The following is a 14,585-nucleotide window of genomic DNA, read 5'->3' as shown; positions in this document are numbered from 1 at the left end:
GTACTGGGCCTACCTAACGGTAACCAATTAAATACGCTGCTGCAAGCACTCCATCCATCCCCTGCAGCTTGAACATTGCATGCGAACATACGCAACCCGGTAGGACACTACCTGTCCTGGAGGGAAGAATTTTCAGAGTTCAGGAGAAGACGGTAATAGGAGGGAAGCCAGGAAAGGCTGTTGGCATAGTAATCCTTACGGTCCAGATAGTAGATGTGGCCTTTCTTCTGGTGGCTGAACCGCTGCAGACGGCGGTAAGCTGTTTCCGCCAGAGGCGATCCGGACGCCTCAAGGGCTGCGTATGCAGCGGCATATGAAAGCGGGTTTTCATCGTACACCACCGATCTGCCCCCGGTTGAATAGACGGAATGCACATGACCGAACCGCTTGAATTCGCTGGTATAGAATTCAGCAAAGCGCCCAAGCACCCGAGCGGCCCTGGGCTCATGAAAAAGTGCATGATCAAGTGCAATGCGCATCGGGACCCGTAACGCATCCCAGCCGTAGAGCGATGAATAGCCTTCAAGCTCCCTCAAATCACCCCCTTCACCTATTCGGCACCAGTCCGGCACGAGGAAGGCACCGCCGCCGGCTGGCTCCTGCAGCCGGTCAAGCAGGTCATAGCCGGTTGCGGCAAGCTCAAGCCATCGCCCGTCACCTGTTTCACCAAAGAACAGCTTGAACTGGGCTGGTGAATAATAGGATGGGTTCTGGACCACGTAACCCTTACCGTCCGTTGGTTTCCGGTTCCAGGGAAGCAGGCGGAGCCTGCCTTCATAGGTTATGGTTTCCATGCGGAGAATATCAGCGAGCACCTGTCGTCCGAGCCTGGCATAGGATGGATCCCCCCATTTCCTTGCAGCAAGAAGGAGACTGTATGCATAATCGATGTCTGCGTCAGATGCCGCTTGCCAGTCGACAACCCTCCCGTCGGCATAATGCCAGGCCAGAAGGTTGTCTCCGTGCAGTTCTCTTCGGGAGAGGTTTTTCTCAGTCCAGAGAAGAATGGCATCGAACGAGGTCCGGTCGGACGCCGTCACCGCCCGGATCATGGCGTAGGCCTGACCTTCAGAGACGGTGTCGAAGCCGTTCCGGGGCCTTACCACCCTGCCCTCCTGGACAAACGTGTGCAGGTATCCGGCCCATGATTTGCGGAGAACGATGGCATCATCGGTTTCAGCCGGCCAGCATGATATCAGCCCGATCATGGAAAAGGCAACGAAGCCAACAATGAGCATGCGGCTGCGGGGCATCATTCTTCGTTGAAATAAAAGAGCCCGCTGAAAAGGAACAGGTGGTACCCGATCCAGAAGACATTGATGAAAAGGGAGATGTCACCTTCATAATAGATCCGCAGAAGACCCCAGCAGAGAGAGGCGAGGTGCAGTACCCAGAGCATGAGCTGAGGGACAAGTTGCGTGTAGGACAGGGCTCCGGCTCCGTTTTTGGGCGTCACCTGAAAGGGTACAGAAATGTTGAGGACGCCCTGCACGACCGCACGCATGTAGACCGGAATGGAAATCATGGCAAGCATCTGCCCCTTGATGAGGTTGAAGGGAGAGAAATGGCGCATTTCAAGGCCCGAGTAGAACAGCAGCACCGAAAGAATGAAATAGGGTATGAAGGTGAGCATGAACACCGAAGGGTCCATGAAATATGAAGGGGTATCGAAAAGAATGTAGCTGATCGGTGCCGAAAGGAGGATCAGGTAGGCCCATCCAATGAAATAGTAGCTGCCGGAAAGAAAATACTCGAACCACTGGAGAGGGGAAAGGCTTCCCTGACGCCTGAGAAACAACCCTGCAGCCTTCCTGAAAAGCTGTGCACTCCCCATGGCCCACCGGTTCTGCTGCATGAAATACGATCCGAGGTTTTCAGGTGCCATACCGAAAACGTATGCGTACTCATAATAGAGAGATTTCCAGCCTGCCATGTGGAGTTTGAGGGTAGTGGCCACATCCTCGGTAACCGAACCCTCCTCGAATCCGCCGACACTATCAAGTGCATCTTTTCGCATTACGAAATTCGTGCCGCAGCAGAACATGGCGTTTTTTACCGATTTGCCCTCGCTGATGTACTCGTAGAAAACCGCCTGCTGGATGTTGCTCGACCATGCAACCCGGCTCTCTGCCGTATTGGTGTAGAACTGGGGTGTCTGGACCAGTGCCAGACGACTGTCGGCTTCGAGCACGGGAACAATTTTCTGCAGAAATCCCGGCATGGGATTCTGGTCGGCATCGAAAACCGCGATGTACTTCGCATTGATGTGAACAAGTGCGTCATTGAGCATGCCAGCCTTCGCACCGCGGTTTCCATTCCTGCTGAAGAGTTCGACATTGAAGCGGGAGGCTAGTTCACGCGCTTCATCCTTGTAGGAGAGGATCGAGGAGTCGTCAAGGATGTAGATCGTTTTATTCGGGTAGCCGAGGTTGCGGCAGGCCAGAAGGGTCTCTTCAAGAACCTCTTTTGGCTCATGGCGTGCAGGTATGAGGATGGCTACCGTGGGCTGTTCCTGTGACGCAGCCTGCTGATTACGATAAGGCTTGATGGAGAGCGCAAGCACATTGGTGAAATAGCCGAACCCGTGCAGAAGGACGAACAGTTCGGCGGCAAAAAACACAAATCCGTAGATGCGCTCAACAAGGGGATAATCGGAAACGACAAGAAAATAACCACGGACCGTCACATAGACCGCCAGCGCAATGAAAAGCAGAATGACCAGCACCACCATCAGGCCGGAGATCGGCGCTTTTCTCATACTATCCCTTGATCCAGAATTTATCCCTGCCGATTAAAAATACCAGAGCAATGAAGCCGCCATCCTGTCTGCGCTGTATACGCCGGACTCATCATTCCATGTCCGGTCGTAGAGAAGAGACGAACTCAACCGGTCGTTCCAATCATGACGGAACTCCGCAAGCACGCTTTTCGAGCGGCCTCCGGAGGGCTCGAAGTTCAAGCTGCCGCGCATCCTGATGGAGGTATTGTTCCCGCCCCCGTAGAGAGCATCACCCTTAAAGTAATGAATGGCATCAACTCCCGCATGATGGACATTGAATGTGCCGGGTGTAAAATAGTCCGGCTGCTCCTGATTGTAGCCGAACGAGTCCCAGCGCCAGAACAGGGTAAGGCGGGTAGGTTCGTAGGAGAGATGGGAGCGGAGTTCAACGCCGTAATCGGTGCGCACATTGCCGTCTGAATACCATGAACGAAATCCCTCAAGGTCCGCCTGCCATTTTCTGGAGGGCCTGTATACCGTCTGGAAGCGGAGAGAGTTTTCGCTGAGACAGTCAAGGAATGTGGCGGCATTTTCCACAACATCTCCGTGACGGTAACGGAATAGGAGATGCAGGTCATCGAGAGGCGAAGATTGAACTCCGAGTCCCCCGGTAACAGTATTGTAGGGACCGTTAGATTTCATGGTGCTGCCGATGAACCCTTCGACTGCAGCATCCGGCATGCGGCGGTATGTGAAAGCAGCAGATGTCGTGATGGCCATAGGATCCGGATTGCTTCCGCTAAACCTGTAAAAGCGGGTATCGACCTTGATGGCAGCCATCAGTTTAGGATTGAGGGGACGTGCAACCGAGGAGGCAATCGAGAGGTATTCGAGCTCCGCCTGACGTGTACCGCCTTCGGAATGGAAGAACACTGCCTCGGAATAAAGCGGCGTACCCTCGGCATGGAAGAGAGCCTTCCGCCTCACCTGACGGGCAGCATCATGACCGGAAATCTCCTTGAGCAAATGGCCGCTCAGAGCTATGGCATCAGTCCATCGCTGCTGTCCATAGTGGAGCTGTGTAAGATCGAACAGCGCCTCGGGGCTCCCCGGTTCCAGATCCAGCCACCGGCGGTATGCCCGGACACCTTCCCTGTACCGTCCGTCATACAGGGCGGCTTTTGCATCCGCCTCTGCGGCAGCAGCAGCGCTGTCAGGGTAGCGGCGGACCGTTTCGCCGTAACACTTCAGAGCATCCCCGTACCGACCCATCCAGCCGAGCACACGGGCTTTTTCACGCAAGAGGGAGAGGGGTTCATCGCCGGCAGCAAGGAGGCTGTCATAGAGGGCGAGGGCGGGGCGGAACTGACGACGCCAGCTCAACCGCCTTGCACGCCACAGCGCATCATCTCCTGCCGGCGCCATAACAGGCACCGCATGCGGCTCAACGGAATATGGACCCATGACTCCAGGAACTTCCAGTGAGAGCCCGGCGGAAGGCACGGGTCCGCCAGGTATGCTTGAGGGAGGCGACACAAAGCCCATCTCATCCAGGACCATATCGCCCGGACGATGCGGGATACCAATGACAGGTGGCTGAGTATACATCTCAGCGAATCGGCCCCAGGGCTGGGAAGTATCCTGCGTGCTGAGGAAAATGGCTGTCGTCAATCCTGCCACAGCCGCAGCAGAGGCTGCAACAATCCAGAGATGAGCGGCGGATTTAAAAATGCGTCGGCGCATCAGGCTTCCCGTGAAAGACGGATCAGCTCTTTGACAAGCTCAACATGCCGTGCTTCATCCTCTGCCACATGGCGCATCAGCAGTGAGTATTTCCCTTCGGGCAGGTATGCCGCAAGCTCCGAAGCCTCACGGTGCATCATCTGCTCAAGTTCCAAAAGCTGCTGGAAGTATTCGTTAAAACTCTCTTGGGTAAACATCTAGACCGGATGAATTGACGAATTCGATGACGTTATAGAGGGTGGCCTCATGTCCTTTGGACTCGGAGGCAAGAAGAGCGAGTATTTCCTGCATCCGTACACGTTTGGACTCGCTGAATCCAGAAAAAAAGAGCGTATTTGCAAGATGTTTTGTATAGAGAGATATCCCTGTTTCCTCGAGGTAGAGGGCATTTTGAAGCCTGCCGAGAAGGTCTTTACTGGTAATGGAGGAAAGGGGCATGGGGCACGGAATCATGGGGTGAGGGAATATCGGCACGATGCATCCGTATGGAATATACGACAATCACAGGACGAACTTCCTTTTTTGGAGAGACGCCCATGCTTAGGGCGCACCACTAAAAAAAAGGGACCCGCTTCGGGGTCCCATCATTCCTCTTATTCTACAGTAACAGCACCCGGCCCTGTGCCGTCAAGCTTGCGAACACCTGTCCCGGAGCCCTGGAACTCTGTGGCGCCCCGCCCTGTCCCGTCCTGTGGGCGAACGTAATCGGCATCCTGTCCGTTGAAAATGCCGTCGCCATCAGAATCACGGGCGCGGTCACTGATGCCGTCGCCGTCTGCATCTGCCTTCCCTTTCCCGCCGCTTCCCTGATACATGTTCATGCTGCCCGTACCGTTGCCACCACCGCCGGATATGCCCATCGAGCGCATTCCGCCGCCACCGCCGCCGCCTCTGGCGTACAGCGCTGATGAAAGAGGAAGGGATAAAAGAACCCCGGTAATGATGAACAGCCGCATTGATGCACGCATAGCAACTCCTTTATTTTTGTTCTGAATGTATGCCTTCCCGGCACCGTCTCGTCAGTTATTTTCAAGAACCGTGCCAGAAAGTGACATAACAATGCATCGTATTTTATTACAATAACCTGCAATCTTTAGTCAACCCATTCCGGGCCGCTGTTCCGGTGCTCCTGCCGACCGGCTGGTCGCATGAACGACGAAATGGTCGAGCAGGGTGCAACCCGGACTCCATATGGAAGTCCCTACCATGGCGGGACAAGCTGCACGCCACCCTCTTCCGGCCCCACCCTTGAGGATCCGGACAAAACCATCAGGCGAATGAGGGGCATAAGGAAGGAAAAGAAAGATTTACCTCAGGAAATCATATATTCAGTCCAGCCGGATCTCATCCGGCGGCAATCCCCCCTGCCGAAATCCATACCGGGGGCTCCATGGCAACACACACCCCCCTATGAAATTCAGCTCGCTCCATATCATTGAACCCATCCTCCGCGCTTTGGAAGAGGAAGGATATTCCCATCCGACTCCCATACAGACCGAAGCCATTCCGATCATCCTCAAGGGCACCGATTTACTCGGATGCGCCCAGACCGGAACCGGCAAAACCGCCGCTTTCGCCATCCCGATCCTGCAGCTTCTGCGTGAACGCAAGGCAATTGATGGATCAAGAAAGATCAGAAGCCTCATCGTCACGCCCACCCGTGAACTGGCAATCCAGATCGGAGAAAGCTTTTCAGCATACGGCCGCCATACAGGCCTCACCAATACCGTCATTTTCGGCGGCGTGGGCCAGAACCCGCAGGTCAATGCGCTTCGCCGCGGCGTCGACATCCTTGTGGCAACACCCGGACGGCTCCTCGACCTCATGAACCAGGGAATCCTGCACCTGCACGACATTGAAATCCTCGTGCTCGACGAAGCAGACCGCATGCTGGACATGGGCTTCATCCACGACATACGCAAAATTCTTGCCGCCGTGCCGAAGGAACGCCAGTCGCTCTTCTTCTCGGCAACAATGCCCCCGGAAATCCAGAGACTCTCCTCAACCATCCTGCGACATCCCGTAAAAGTATCGGTCACGCCGGTCTCCTCTACGGTTGAAATCATCAACCAGCAGATCTACTTCGTGGATCGGGGAAACAAGAGCGGCCTTCTGGTCCATCTCCTGCAGAACCCCGACATCAGGACGGTTCTGGTGTTCACACGCACCAAGCATGGCGCCGACAAAGTGGTGCGCCACCTCGAGAAGCACAACATCACGGCCGAAGCCATTCACGGCAACAAGGCCCAGAATGCCCGCCAGCGGGCCCTGTCGAACTTCAAGTCGCAGAAAACGAGGGTGCTTGTCGCAACCGACATTGCCGCCAGAGGAATCGACGTCGACGACCTTGAATGGGTAATCAACTATGAAATGTCCAATATTGCTGAGACCTACGTGCACCGCATCGGACGTACCGGCAGGGCCGGCTCGGCAGGGACGGCGATTTCATTCTGCGATGCCGAGGAGAAAGAGTACCTGCGCGATATTGAAAAGCTCATAGCAAAAAGCATCCCCGTCGTCGAAAGCCATCCCTTCCCGCTCATGGACCACAACCCGGTGAAGATCATCAAAGAGCAGGGACGTGGCCGCAGCGGCCACCCGGCACCGAGACCGCAGGGAAACGCCAGACCGAAACAGCGCTCCGCCAATGCCGGGAAACGGTGGTAAGAACAACCGTCCCGAAGAGCATCGATCCATAAGTATCCGCCACAGGGCCCTTCCCGAAGCTCCGCACCAGGGAGGGCCGGCTGTGCAGCCGGAAAACAGGCACGACGCACAACCGCTTCCAGCTGCTCTCCCCCATTGAAACCGCACATCGAACCCGCTTCAGAAAAGGCTCTCATACATCCTCTGTTTCCCCATGGTGTCCCCTCCCCTAACCCGCTTTTTTCCCGTTTCTGATTTCTCTTTGCTTATTAAAGTTCTTTGCGCAGAATTCACAATTAAAAACGAAGGCATCCTCACCCTTCATCATCCTCGCCATCTTCCTTCAAGAGGAGTTCATCCGGGATCTTTCGGCCGACCTTGGCTCCGAGTTTTCTGATCTCATCCACCCTTCCGAGCAGATTGCCCTTTCCTTCGCTGAGCCGGCGGAGCGCAATATCGAATGCATCGTTCACTCCGGCAAGCTTTTTGCGGGCATCCAGAAGGGATTCGGCCACAAGGACGACCTGGTCATGGATCTTCCCCGCTTTCTCTGCTATTTTCTCCGCGTTCCGGTTTTCGTTTTCCCGCCGCCATATCTGTGCAATGAGTTTCAGGGTGATCATGAGGGTAGCGGGACCGCAGATCACGACATTCCGACCTGAAAGCTCATAGACTATCTCAGGATCACCCTGCATCGCCGCCTGCCATGCCGGCTCTACAGGAATGCACATGATGATGAAATCAAGTGTCCTGTTTCCGCCGATCCCTGAATAGTCTTTCTGCTCAAGTTCTGAAATATGCCGTCTCACCGAAGCGACATGCTCTTTGAGTGCCTCCTTCCGCTCCGCGCCATCTTCCAGCGCCGAGTATCGGTCATAGGCGGTGAGGGAGACCTTCGCATCGACGACGATGCTCTTGCCTCCGGGAATATTGACCATGAAATCAGGGCGCAGGAGCCGTCCAGCCTCATCCCTGAAACTCTCCTGGACAAGGTATTCACGTCCCTCAAGAAGGCCTGATGACTCAAAAATCCGTTCTATGACAAATTCACCCCAATCACCCTGTACCTTTGATTCACCCTTGATTGCACGGGCTAGATTGTTGGCCTCGTCACTCACCCTGCTGTTAAGCTGCATAAGCTGCTGAACCTGCAGTCGAAGCTGCCCGGAAAGCTCGACATCCTTCACATGCACTTCATCAACCCTCCGGCGGAAGGCTTCAAGCTGCTCACGGAGAGGATGGAGCAGTGCATCCATACGGACCCGGGAATCCTCGCCAAGAGCTCTGCCTCGTTCATCCAGCATGCGGCGGGAAAGGTTTTCGAAGGCTTCCTGAAGGCGGGCTTCGGATGCTTCAAGGTAACCGGCCTGATCGGAGAACCGGCTGCGCTCGAATTCCAGCTCGGACTCAAGTTTTGCGTAACGGACCTGCTGCCCGGCAAGTATGGCAGCATCAGACACAATCCGGCGGACAGCAAGGAACAGGAAAATGAGCAGGAGCAGTGATAATGCGGCAAGAAGGGAGGTCATGGCGGTTCAGGGGTTGGCTCAAGGATTCAGGAAACGCGTTCACTCAATATACGCCCCGCCTTCACCAAAACCCTAACCACCCACCTGCCCGAAATGGAAGTCCCGGGGCGGGATGAGGGTGAAGGATTTTGTCGATTGAGTGGTGCATGTGCCGGGGCCGGCAATTTGCAGAGATCTCTTATTCTCCCGCTACCGGTCCCATCCAGATGAACGCCTTACAGCACCGCTCTCACGTCATTTCGATACGGCCCTCCTCGGCTGCAGATGAAGATCGCTGCATGAAAGGGTGAGCACTTCAGACTCTTTGAGCTCCAGGCGCTCCCTGCATCCTGAACAGACATAGGTGTCGCGGAAAAAGTATGTACGTGTCGCACTGCCGCAATGGGGGCAGACGGCCGCAACGGTTTCATGCAGCCGGCGCTCCATGAACCCCCACAATGCAGGATCAAAGCCATCCGCCCGTGCCTGCTCGAGAAAAGCTGATCCTTTCCGGGTAAGGCTTGCGAACCGCACGTTGATTTCAGCATATCCCTCCAGACAGACCTCATGAAAGTACTGCAGCACCAATGCTTTCCACTCATAGCTGTTTTCGACGACCGCATACAGTTCAAGCATGGGGGATGATGAGCGCCCGAGGGCGTCCATCACGAGGGCAATCCTGTTGCGGTGGATCTTCCCGACATCATTGCCCCGCATCATTGCGTTCACCATCCCGCCAGCAGCGCCATCGAGCACTCCACGGCAGGCTGCCCGGTCGATGCTCTGCCAGTCAACGGCACCGGGCTCAATGCGGACCGGTGCAGAAAAATCCCTTCGGTCGTGTTTTTTCCTGAGTACCGGACCTGCCACCACACCCGTAATGGCCATAAATACAGTCATGAGTGACGCAGGATCAATCACTGTCTTGAGGCTTGAAGACTCTGCTGCCGCCAGAACCATGGCTGCACCTGCAGTTGCCGGAAAAGCCTCTGCCAGCAGAAAAAGTAACAGCAGGGTGAGAGAGAGTGTCAATATGTACTGCATTGCTGTTGTATTGGTGGGTTACCGTAACTGAACGACAGAACATATCAGATACAATAACCATGCCAAACAGCAATAAACCTCATAAATCCTTTACAAACAGGAACATGAGGCATTAATGGAAGCCCCGGGGAAATAGTGACGAACATGCCGGATACGGAGCAATGCGCAACAGATGCATCAGGTTGACACACCCCACGACGCAGTTGCCCTACCTTTGGGTTACTCCCTCCACTCTTCCGTCCTGGCATCGAGGCGGCGCTTCAGCGCTCCCTGGCTCCCCTGCCCGACTGCGATGCTCCTTTAGGAGCAACCGGCAGCCTATAGCCGGCAAGAGCAGACAGAACGCCAGCGCCACCCGCCTCCTCAAGCATTTTCTGCGTGATCGACTCAATGGAATGCAGGTCCTGCGGCCATGGATATCGGTTTAAGGAACCGGGGAAAACAATATAGAGAATCTCCCCCATCGGCCTTGACGGGCCGGTTCGGGCGGATACATCCTTTCCGCCAAGCCGTGTGGCAAGTGCGATCGAAATCTCCCCCAGAGGATGCCTTACCGGCCCGATATCGGCGACGACAAAGCCTGACGAACTGCCGTTGTCGAGGTTCACGGCAACGCCGTAATCACCAATCTGCCCTACCCCGTCCATAGCGGCAAACGTCTCAGGGAATACAATGTAGGGAATCCTCGAGGCGTCAACATAGCGTCGAGAATCGGTCTCAGCATACCGCAGATCCTTAAGGGTGGTCATGGAGAGGTAATACCCGGCATACGGACCGGATTTCATGATGTAGGGCCTGCTAAGGTCAGCCGGATCGGAAACCAGTACAGTATTCCACCATGACTGGCGGGGATATCCCGCATTGGCAAGGTCGTCCAGGCCAGAGTTTTTAGGATGGTAGGCATTCGGTGCACCGTCTGCGTCGATGGTCATGGATCCGGTGACGTAAGAGTAGGCACTCCGGTCCTGCAGCATGTAAATCCTCGTTCCCCGATACTTCTTCCATGCCTTCGCCCTGAATTCGCCGGCCTGGAGCTCGGGGACTCCTGCGGAGATGAGCGAGATCCCGAATCCAAGCACGGCAAGCATGAAGGTGAAGTGGCGTAGAGAGCTGTTACTCATGTGTACGTTGCATAAGGATTGTCAGCGGTTTCTGTGTTCACAGGGAAGTGGCTTCAGGCGTTTGGACTGTATCGCTGCTGTAGACGCTCCCTGCAGGAGTGCGGACCGCCACCACCGATGATTCACCCAGACGCTGAACCTTCCCGCACTCATTGCACTCAAAGGTCTGCCAGTAGAAGCTGGTAACATTCTCAGCCCCGCAATGCGGGCACTTGACCAAAACCGTTTCATGAAGCCGCTCTTCCATGAATGACCAGAACGCCAGCTCAAAGCCTTCCTTGCGTGCACCCTCAAGCATCGCCCAACCATCGGAGGTCAAGGTGACAGAACGGTCGTCGATTTCGGCATAGCCGAGAAGGCATACCTCATGCAAGTACTTGAGGGCCAGGGACTTCCACTCCTTTGAACCGGACACAACTTCATACAGACGGGGCATCGGAGTACCCGGCCGGGAAATGGCATCAAGCACGAGGATGATCCTGTTCTGATGAACGCCGCGAGCATCGTAACTGCGCAGCATGCTGCAGACCTGCTCTGCTGAAGGGCCGTCCAGAAGCCCGGCATGGGTTCTGGCCCCTATCTCCCGCCAGCCTGAATCACCCTCCGGCTCCGCATACATCATGCCATCGGTACCATTCTCAAGGGTCTTCCTGCCGAATACGGGCATTGCCACCATATTGAAAACCACAGCCATCATCAGGGTAAAGACACCGGGCAGAACAGGTATGTTGAAGAACGTGAGGGTACCCGGCTGATGGGGCATGACGAACGGCTTCAGCCCCGCCCCCCCGAACACCCGGTTGATGGCGTCGAGGTTACCCTCATCAATGCTCCGCCCGCCCCTCTGACTCCCGAAAACAGCCTGATAGGATGAGAAACCCATGCCCTCAAGGCCTCTGGAAAGGGCGCCGAGAACACCTGACAGGTACTCCGGCGAAACAGCCCGGCCGTTGGAGGGGAGCATAACCCGCATGATGAGGGGCTTTTCTCCTGCCTTGATTCTCAATGAGGCAATGCTCCGCTCTATCAGCTCACGATCTTCCAGAGTAGCGGAAACCTCGAGCATCGGCACGAGAAAATCAAAAGACTGTGCCAGCAGCGACACTTCCTGGCCTGAGAGCGCAACATCATTGAAGTTGAAGACGCGCTTACCCTGCATCTCTGCAGAATATTCAACATCCTCGTTTCCGGCCTTTCTGACGGCCTCACCTACTTTCGCGGCATATTCACTCACCCGCATGCTCCGCCAGTTGACCCAGGAGTTGTAATGGAGGGTCAGGAGCTCGTTGAGAGCCGGAACGGAACCAAGTCCCTTTGCCGCGGCAAACGCCCTGATGTTCTCCCTGCTGTAGTCATAATCAAGGTCAGGATAGGACAGGCGGTCAAGATGGATGCCGTCCACCCCGTAGTTCCTGATGATATCTGTAACGGTGGATTTCATGTATGCAGCGACTTCCGGGTTGGCCGGGGACATCCAGTTTGCCGAAAGGCGCCCGTTCTGGGCGGTCATGGCCCAGCTATGGTGCTTTTTGAGCGCCCGGCCATCAGAGAGCGCGGGAAGCCATGCATGCACCTTAATCTTCAGTCCCTGCTTGCGCAGGAGTGCAAGGGTTCGGCCAAATACGTCGTCGGCGCTTTTCGGTCCGTAATAGAAGGTCCCCTCGGCATCCTTTGCCATAAGAAACACATCGGTGACCGATGTCCTTGCAAGATTTGCGGCAATGTATTCAGGTGAGGGCATTCCGGCCTCGCTGAAATCAACCCAAAGAGCGTAACGGCTGGGCTTATGAGCCTGCATTTCTGCGACATACTGATCGGCAGTTACGAACCGTCCGCCTTCATTTTTCACGAAACCGATGAAATTCTGAAGGGCTTTTGGATAGATGGCAGCATTTTTCGGATGCAGCAGAATGACTGCCGGCTGCCCAAGGATGCTCTTCGTCCGGTACAGCTCCTTTAAGGCATCCTCAAACTCATTTTCCTTCATATGCTGCTCGATGATCAGGTCATAATCAGAAGCAAGCATGGCTCCGCGGCGTATGTCGGAAATCGGCAGCTCAGCCAGCACAGACTGTTCCTCCCAGTGCTCTGAATCCGAGCTGTCATACAGGAATCCCTGTGCCTTCAGTGCTTTCATTGCGCGGAGGTCGTATTCCATATAGGGCGAACGAAACCAGACAACGGGCTTTTTGGTAACCGATTCCAGGATCGTCTTTGATATGCGGATTTCATTCTCCAGAGAGTCCTGTGAAAGAGCCGGAAGATGCGGGTGGGCATGGGAATGTGACCCGATGGTGTTGCCTGCCGCTGCAAGCTTGCCGACAAGTTCCGGATATGCCACAGCAAATTTCCCTGTTATGAAATATGTTGCAGGCACATCAATGCCAAGCGTTTTGAGTGCCAGAACATCACCATCGAGCTCTGTATCAAGCGTGAGAAGCACGGGAGCAGGCACCGGCTTTGATGCAGAAGCTGTCAATGATGCGCATAGTGAGGCAAGAATGCATGCCGTCAGAATGAGGCTTTGGAGGTGCTACATTATTATGGACACTCAAAGAAGCCATATATTCCTCAAAAACAGGAGATATGAATTATGGCACCGCAAACACCCCGTCGTCAGTACGACAAGCAGTTTAAAATGGATGCCGTCGAGCTCACCCTCAAGGGCGACAGGACCGCGAAGGAAGTCGCCGATGATCTCGGGATCAATCCATACGTTCTTTACCGGTGGCGGAGCAAGTACCTGACCGAGAAGGATGGCGCTTTTCCCGGGACAGGTAACCCGAAGGATTCTGAGACTGAAAAGCTCCGTAAGCTTGAGCGGGAATTGAAGATAGTAACGGAAGAACGAGAGATATTAAAAAAAGCGCTCGCCGTGTTCTCAAGGTAAAATCATTGATTTATAGCTTTATCAATGAACACAAGAATGTCTTTGCTGTCAGGACGATGTGCCGGGTTCTTGACGTCACTTTCAGCGGATATTATGCCTGGACACGGCGACCTAAAAGCTCCAGAACCGAAGAGAACGCGAGAATCATGACCGCTATCAAGGATATCCATAAAGAGAGCCACGAGACCTATGGGAGCCCTAGGATAGCGCTGGATTTGGGGAAGCGAGGCATCAAATGCAGCCGGCCCCGGGTAGCCCGACTGATGCGGGAAATGGGCATCCGGGCAAGGTGCGCCCGAAAGTTCAAAGTGACGACGGACTCGAACCATAAGGAGCCCATAGCACCGAATTTCCTGGATCAGGACTTCTATCCGGATATGCCGTTTGAAGTCTGGACGAGCGATCTGACCTACTTGTGGACCGATAGCGGCTGGCAGTACCTCACAGTGGTCATGGAGCTCTTCAATCGGGAAATCATCGGGTATTCACTCAGCAGGAGCATGTCGACCGAAACCACCGTCATTCCTGCATTAGAGATGGCTGTACTGCATCGGCAGCCACCGGAAGGAGTCCTCTTCCATTCTGATCGTGGCGTGCAGTATGCCAGCAAATCATTCAGAAAAAAACTCTCCGAGTACCGGATGATTCAAAGCATGAGCGGCAAGGGAAACTGTTACGATAATGCGGCAACAGAGTCGTTCTTCAAGACCCTGAAATCCGAATGGATTTACGGCAGAAGGATCCGTAGCAAGGAAGAGCTACAGAAGCTCCTGTTTGAGTATATCCATGTCTTTTATAACCGGAAACGGATGCATTCGACCTTGGGATATCTCTCTCCAGCAGAATACTTACGCAATTATTACCAATCGAGGTCTTTGGCTTCTTAAAGTGTTCATTTTTCCCTTGCAACTCCA

The 14,585-nt window shown here is 54.7% G+C and carries 13 protein-coding genes; 3 read left to right on the top strand and 10 right to left on the bottom strand.

Annotated elements, in window-relative coordinates:
• Positions 1-107: 107 nt before the first annotated feature.
• From A3K90_RS05615 to A3K90_RS05590, 6 genes are all read right to left on the bottom strand, one after another.
• A complete protein-coding gene (locus A3K90_RS05615; protein ID WP_303681586.1) occupies positions 108-1,256 on the bottom strand; it encodes a glycosyl hydrolase family 8 in 1,149 nt (382 codons plus the stop codon).
• Entirely contained in the window at positions 1,253-2,758 is a 1,506-nt protein-coding gene (locus A3K90_RS05610; RefSeq protein WP_303681585.1) for a glycosyltransferase, read from the bottom strand. Before A3K90_RS05610 ends, A3K90_RS05615 begins: the two co-directional genes overlap by 4 nt.
• A gap of 33 nt (positions 2,759-2,791) precedes the next feature.
• A complete protein-coding gene (locus tag A3K90_RS05605; RefSeq protein WP_303681584.1) occupies positions 2,792-4,183 on the bottom strand; it encodes a M48 family metallopeptidase in 1,392 nt (463 codons plus the stop codon).
• A gap of 278 nt (positions 4,184-4,461) precedes the next feature.
• On the bottom strand, positions 4,462-4,617 hold the full coding sequence (locus A3K90_RS05600; protein ID WP_303681583.1) for a hypothetical protein: 156 nt from the start codon (positions 4,615-4,617) through the stop codon (positions 4,462-4,464).
• Positions 4,618-4,636: 19 nt separating this feature from the next.
• Entirely contained in the window at positions 4,637-4,936 is a 300-nt protein-coding gene (locus A3K90_RS05595; protein ID WP_303681582.1) for a hypothetical protein, read from the bottom strand.
• A gap of 119 nt (positions 4,937-5,055) precedes the next feature.
• Positions 5,056-5,430 (bottom strand): hypothetical protein, encoded by a 375-nt coding sequence (locus A3K90_RS05590; RefSeq protein WP_303681581.1) that lies wholly within the window; start codon positions 5,428-5,430, stop codon positions 5,056-5,058.
• Between the two features lie 442 nt (positions 5,431-5,872).
• On the opposite strand from A3K90_RS05590, the gene A3K90_RS05585 reads away from it, so the two are divergent.
• Positions 5,873-7,129, top strand: coding sequence for a DEAD/DEAH box helicase (locus tag A3K90_RS05585; protein ID WP_303681580.1), 1,257 nt, complete (start codon positions 5,873-5,875; stop codon positions 7,127-7,129).
• Positions 7,130-7,422: 293 nt separating this feature from the next.
• Here A3K90_RS05585 and A3K90_RS05580 read toward each other — a convergent pair whose 3' ends face one another.
• The 4 genes from A3K90_RS05580 to A3K90_RS05565 form a co-directional block, all read right to left on the bottom strand.
• Positions 7,423-8,637, bottom strand: coding sequence for a DNA recombination protein RmuC (locus A3K90_RS05580; RefSeq protein ID WP_303681579.1), 1,215 nt, complete (start codon positions 8,635-8,637; stop codon positions 7,423-7,425).
• A 234-nt stretch (positions 8,638-8,871) separates the two neighbouring features.
• A complete protein-coding gene (locus tag A3K90_RS05575) occupies positions 8,872-9,660 on the bottom strand; it encodes a hypothetical protein (protein WP_303681577.1) in 789 nt (262 codons plus the stop codon).
• Positions 9,661-9,920: 260 nt separating this feature from the next.
• Complete coding sequence (locus A3K90_RS05570) at positions 9,921-10,781, bottom strand: glycoside hydrolase family 75 protein (RefSeq protein ID WP_303681576.1); 861 nt, start codon at positions 10,779-10,781, stop codon at positions 9,921-9,923.
• Between the two features lie 37 nt (positions 10,782-10,818).
• A complete protein-coding gene (locus A3K90_RS05565) occupies positions 10,819-13,236 on the bottom strand; it encodes a polysaccharide deacetylase family protein (protein WP_303681575.1) in 2,418 nt (805 codons plus the stop codon).
• A gap of 138 nt (positions 13,237-13,374) precedes the next feature.
• Between A3K90_RS05565 and A3K90_RS05560 the strand changes: the two genes are divergently transcribed.
• Positions 13,375-13,671: a transposase gene (locus A3K90_RS05560; protein WP_303681574.1), complete on the top strand. Its 297-nt coding sequence runs from the start codon at positions 13,375-13,377 to the stop codon at positions 13,669-13,671.
• A 5-nt stretch (positions 13,672-13,676) separates the two neighbouring features.
• Positions 13,677-14,558, top strand: a complete 882-nt coding sequence (locus A3K90_RS05555) for an IS3 family transposase (RefSeq protein WP_303681573.1) — start codon at positions 13,677-13,679, stop codon at positions 14,556-14,558.
• Positions 14,559-14,585 lie beyond the last annotated feature (27 nt).

This window comes from Pelodictyon luteolum (genome assembly GCF_001622165.1).
In the GTDB taxonomy this organism is placed as follows: domain Bacteria; phylum Bacteroidota; class Chlorobiia; order Chlorobiales; family Chlorobiaceae; genus Chlorobium; species Chlorobium luteolum_B.
Note: the sequence above shows the minus strand (reverse complement) of the source record. Positions and strands in the feature narration are given on the sequence as shown.

What these genes read in the sequence shown, in the direction of transcription:
- A3K90_RS05615 (WP_303681586.1), bottom strand. Translation starts at nt 1,256, where the DNA reads ATGATGCCCCGCAGCCGCATGCTCATTGTTGGCTTCGTTGCCTTTTCC.
- A3K90_RS05610 (WP_303681585.1), bottom strand. Translation starts at nt 2,758, where the DNA reads ATGAGAAAAGCGCCGATCTCCGGCCTGATGGTGGTGCTGGTCATTCTG.
- A3K90_RS05605 (WP_303681584.1), bottom strand. Translation starts at nt 4,183, where the DNA reads ATGGGTCCATATTCCGTTGAGCCGCATGCGGTGCCTGTTATGGCGCCG.
- A3K90_RS05590 (WP_303681581.1), bottom strand. Translation starts at nt 5,430, where the DNA reads ATGCGTGCATCAATGCGGCTGTTCATCATTACCGGGGTTCTTTTATCC.
- A3K90_RS05585 (WP_303681580.1), top strand. Translation starts at nt 5,873, where the DNA reads ATGAAATTCAGCTCGCTCCATATCATTGAACCCATCCTCCGCGCTTTG.
- A3K90_RS05580 (WP_303681579.1), bottom strand. Translation starts at nt 8,637, where the DNA reads ATGACCTCCCTTCTTGCCGCATTATCACTGCTCCTGCTCATTTTCCTG.
- A3K90_RS05575 (WP_303681577.1), bottom strand. Translation starts at nt 9,660, where the DNA reads ATGCAGTACATATTGACACTCTCTCTCACCCTGCTGTTACTTTTTCTG.
- A3K90_RS05570 (WP_303681576.1), bottom strand. Translation starts at nt 10,781, where the DNA reads ATGAGTAACAGCTCTCTACGCCACTTCACCTTCATGCTTGCCGTGCTT.
- A3K90_RS05560 (WP_303681574.1), top strand. Translation starts at nt 13,375, where the DNA reads ATGGCACCGCAAACACCCCGTCGTCAGTACGACAAGCAGTTTAAAATG.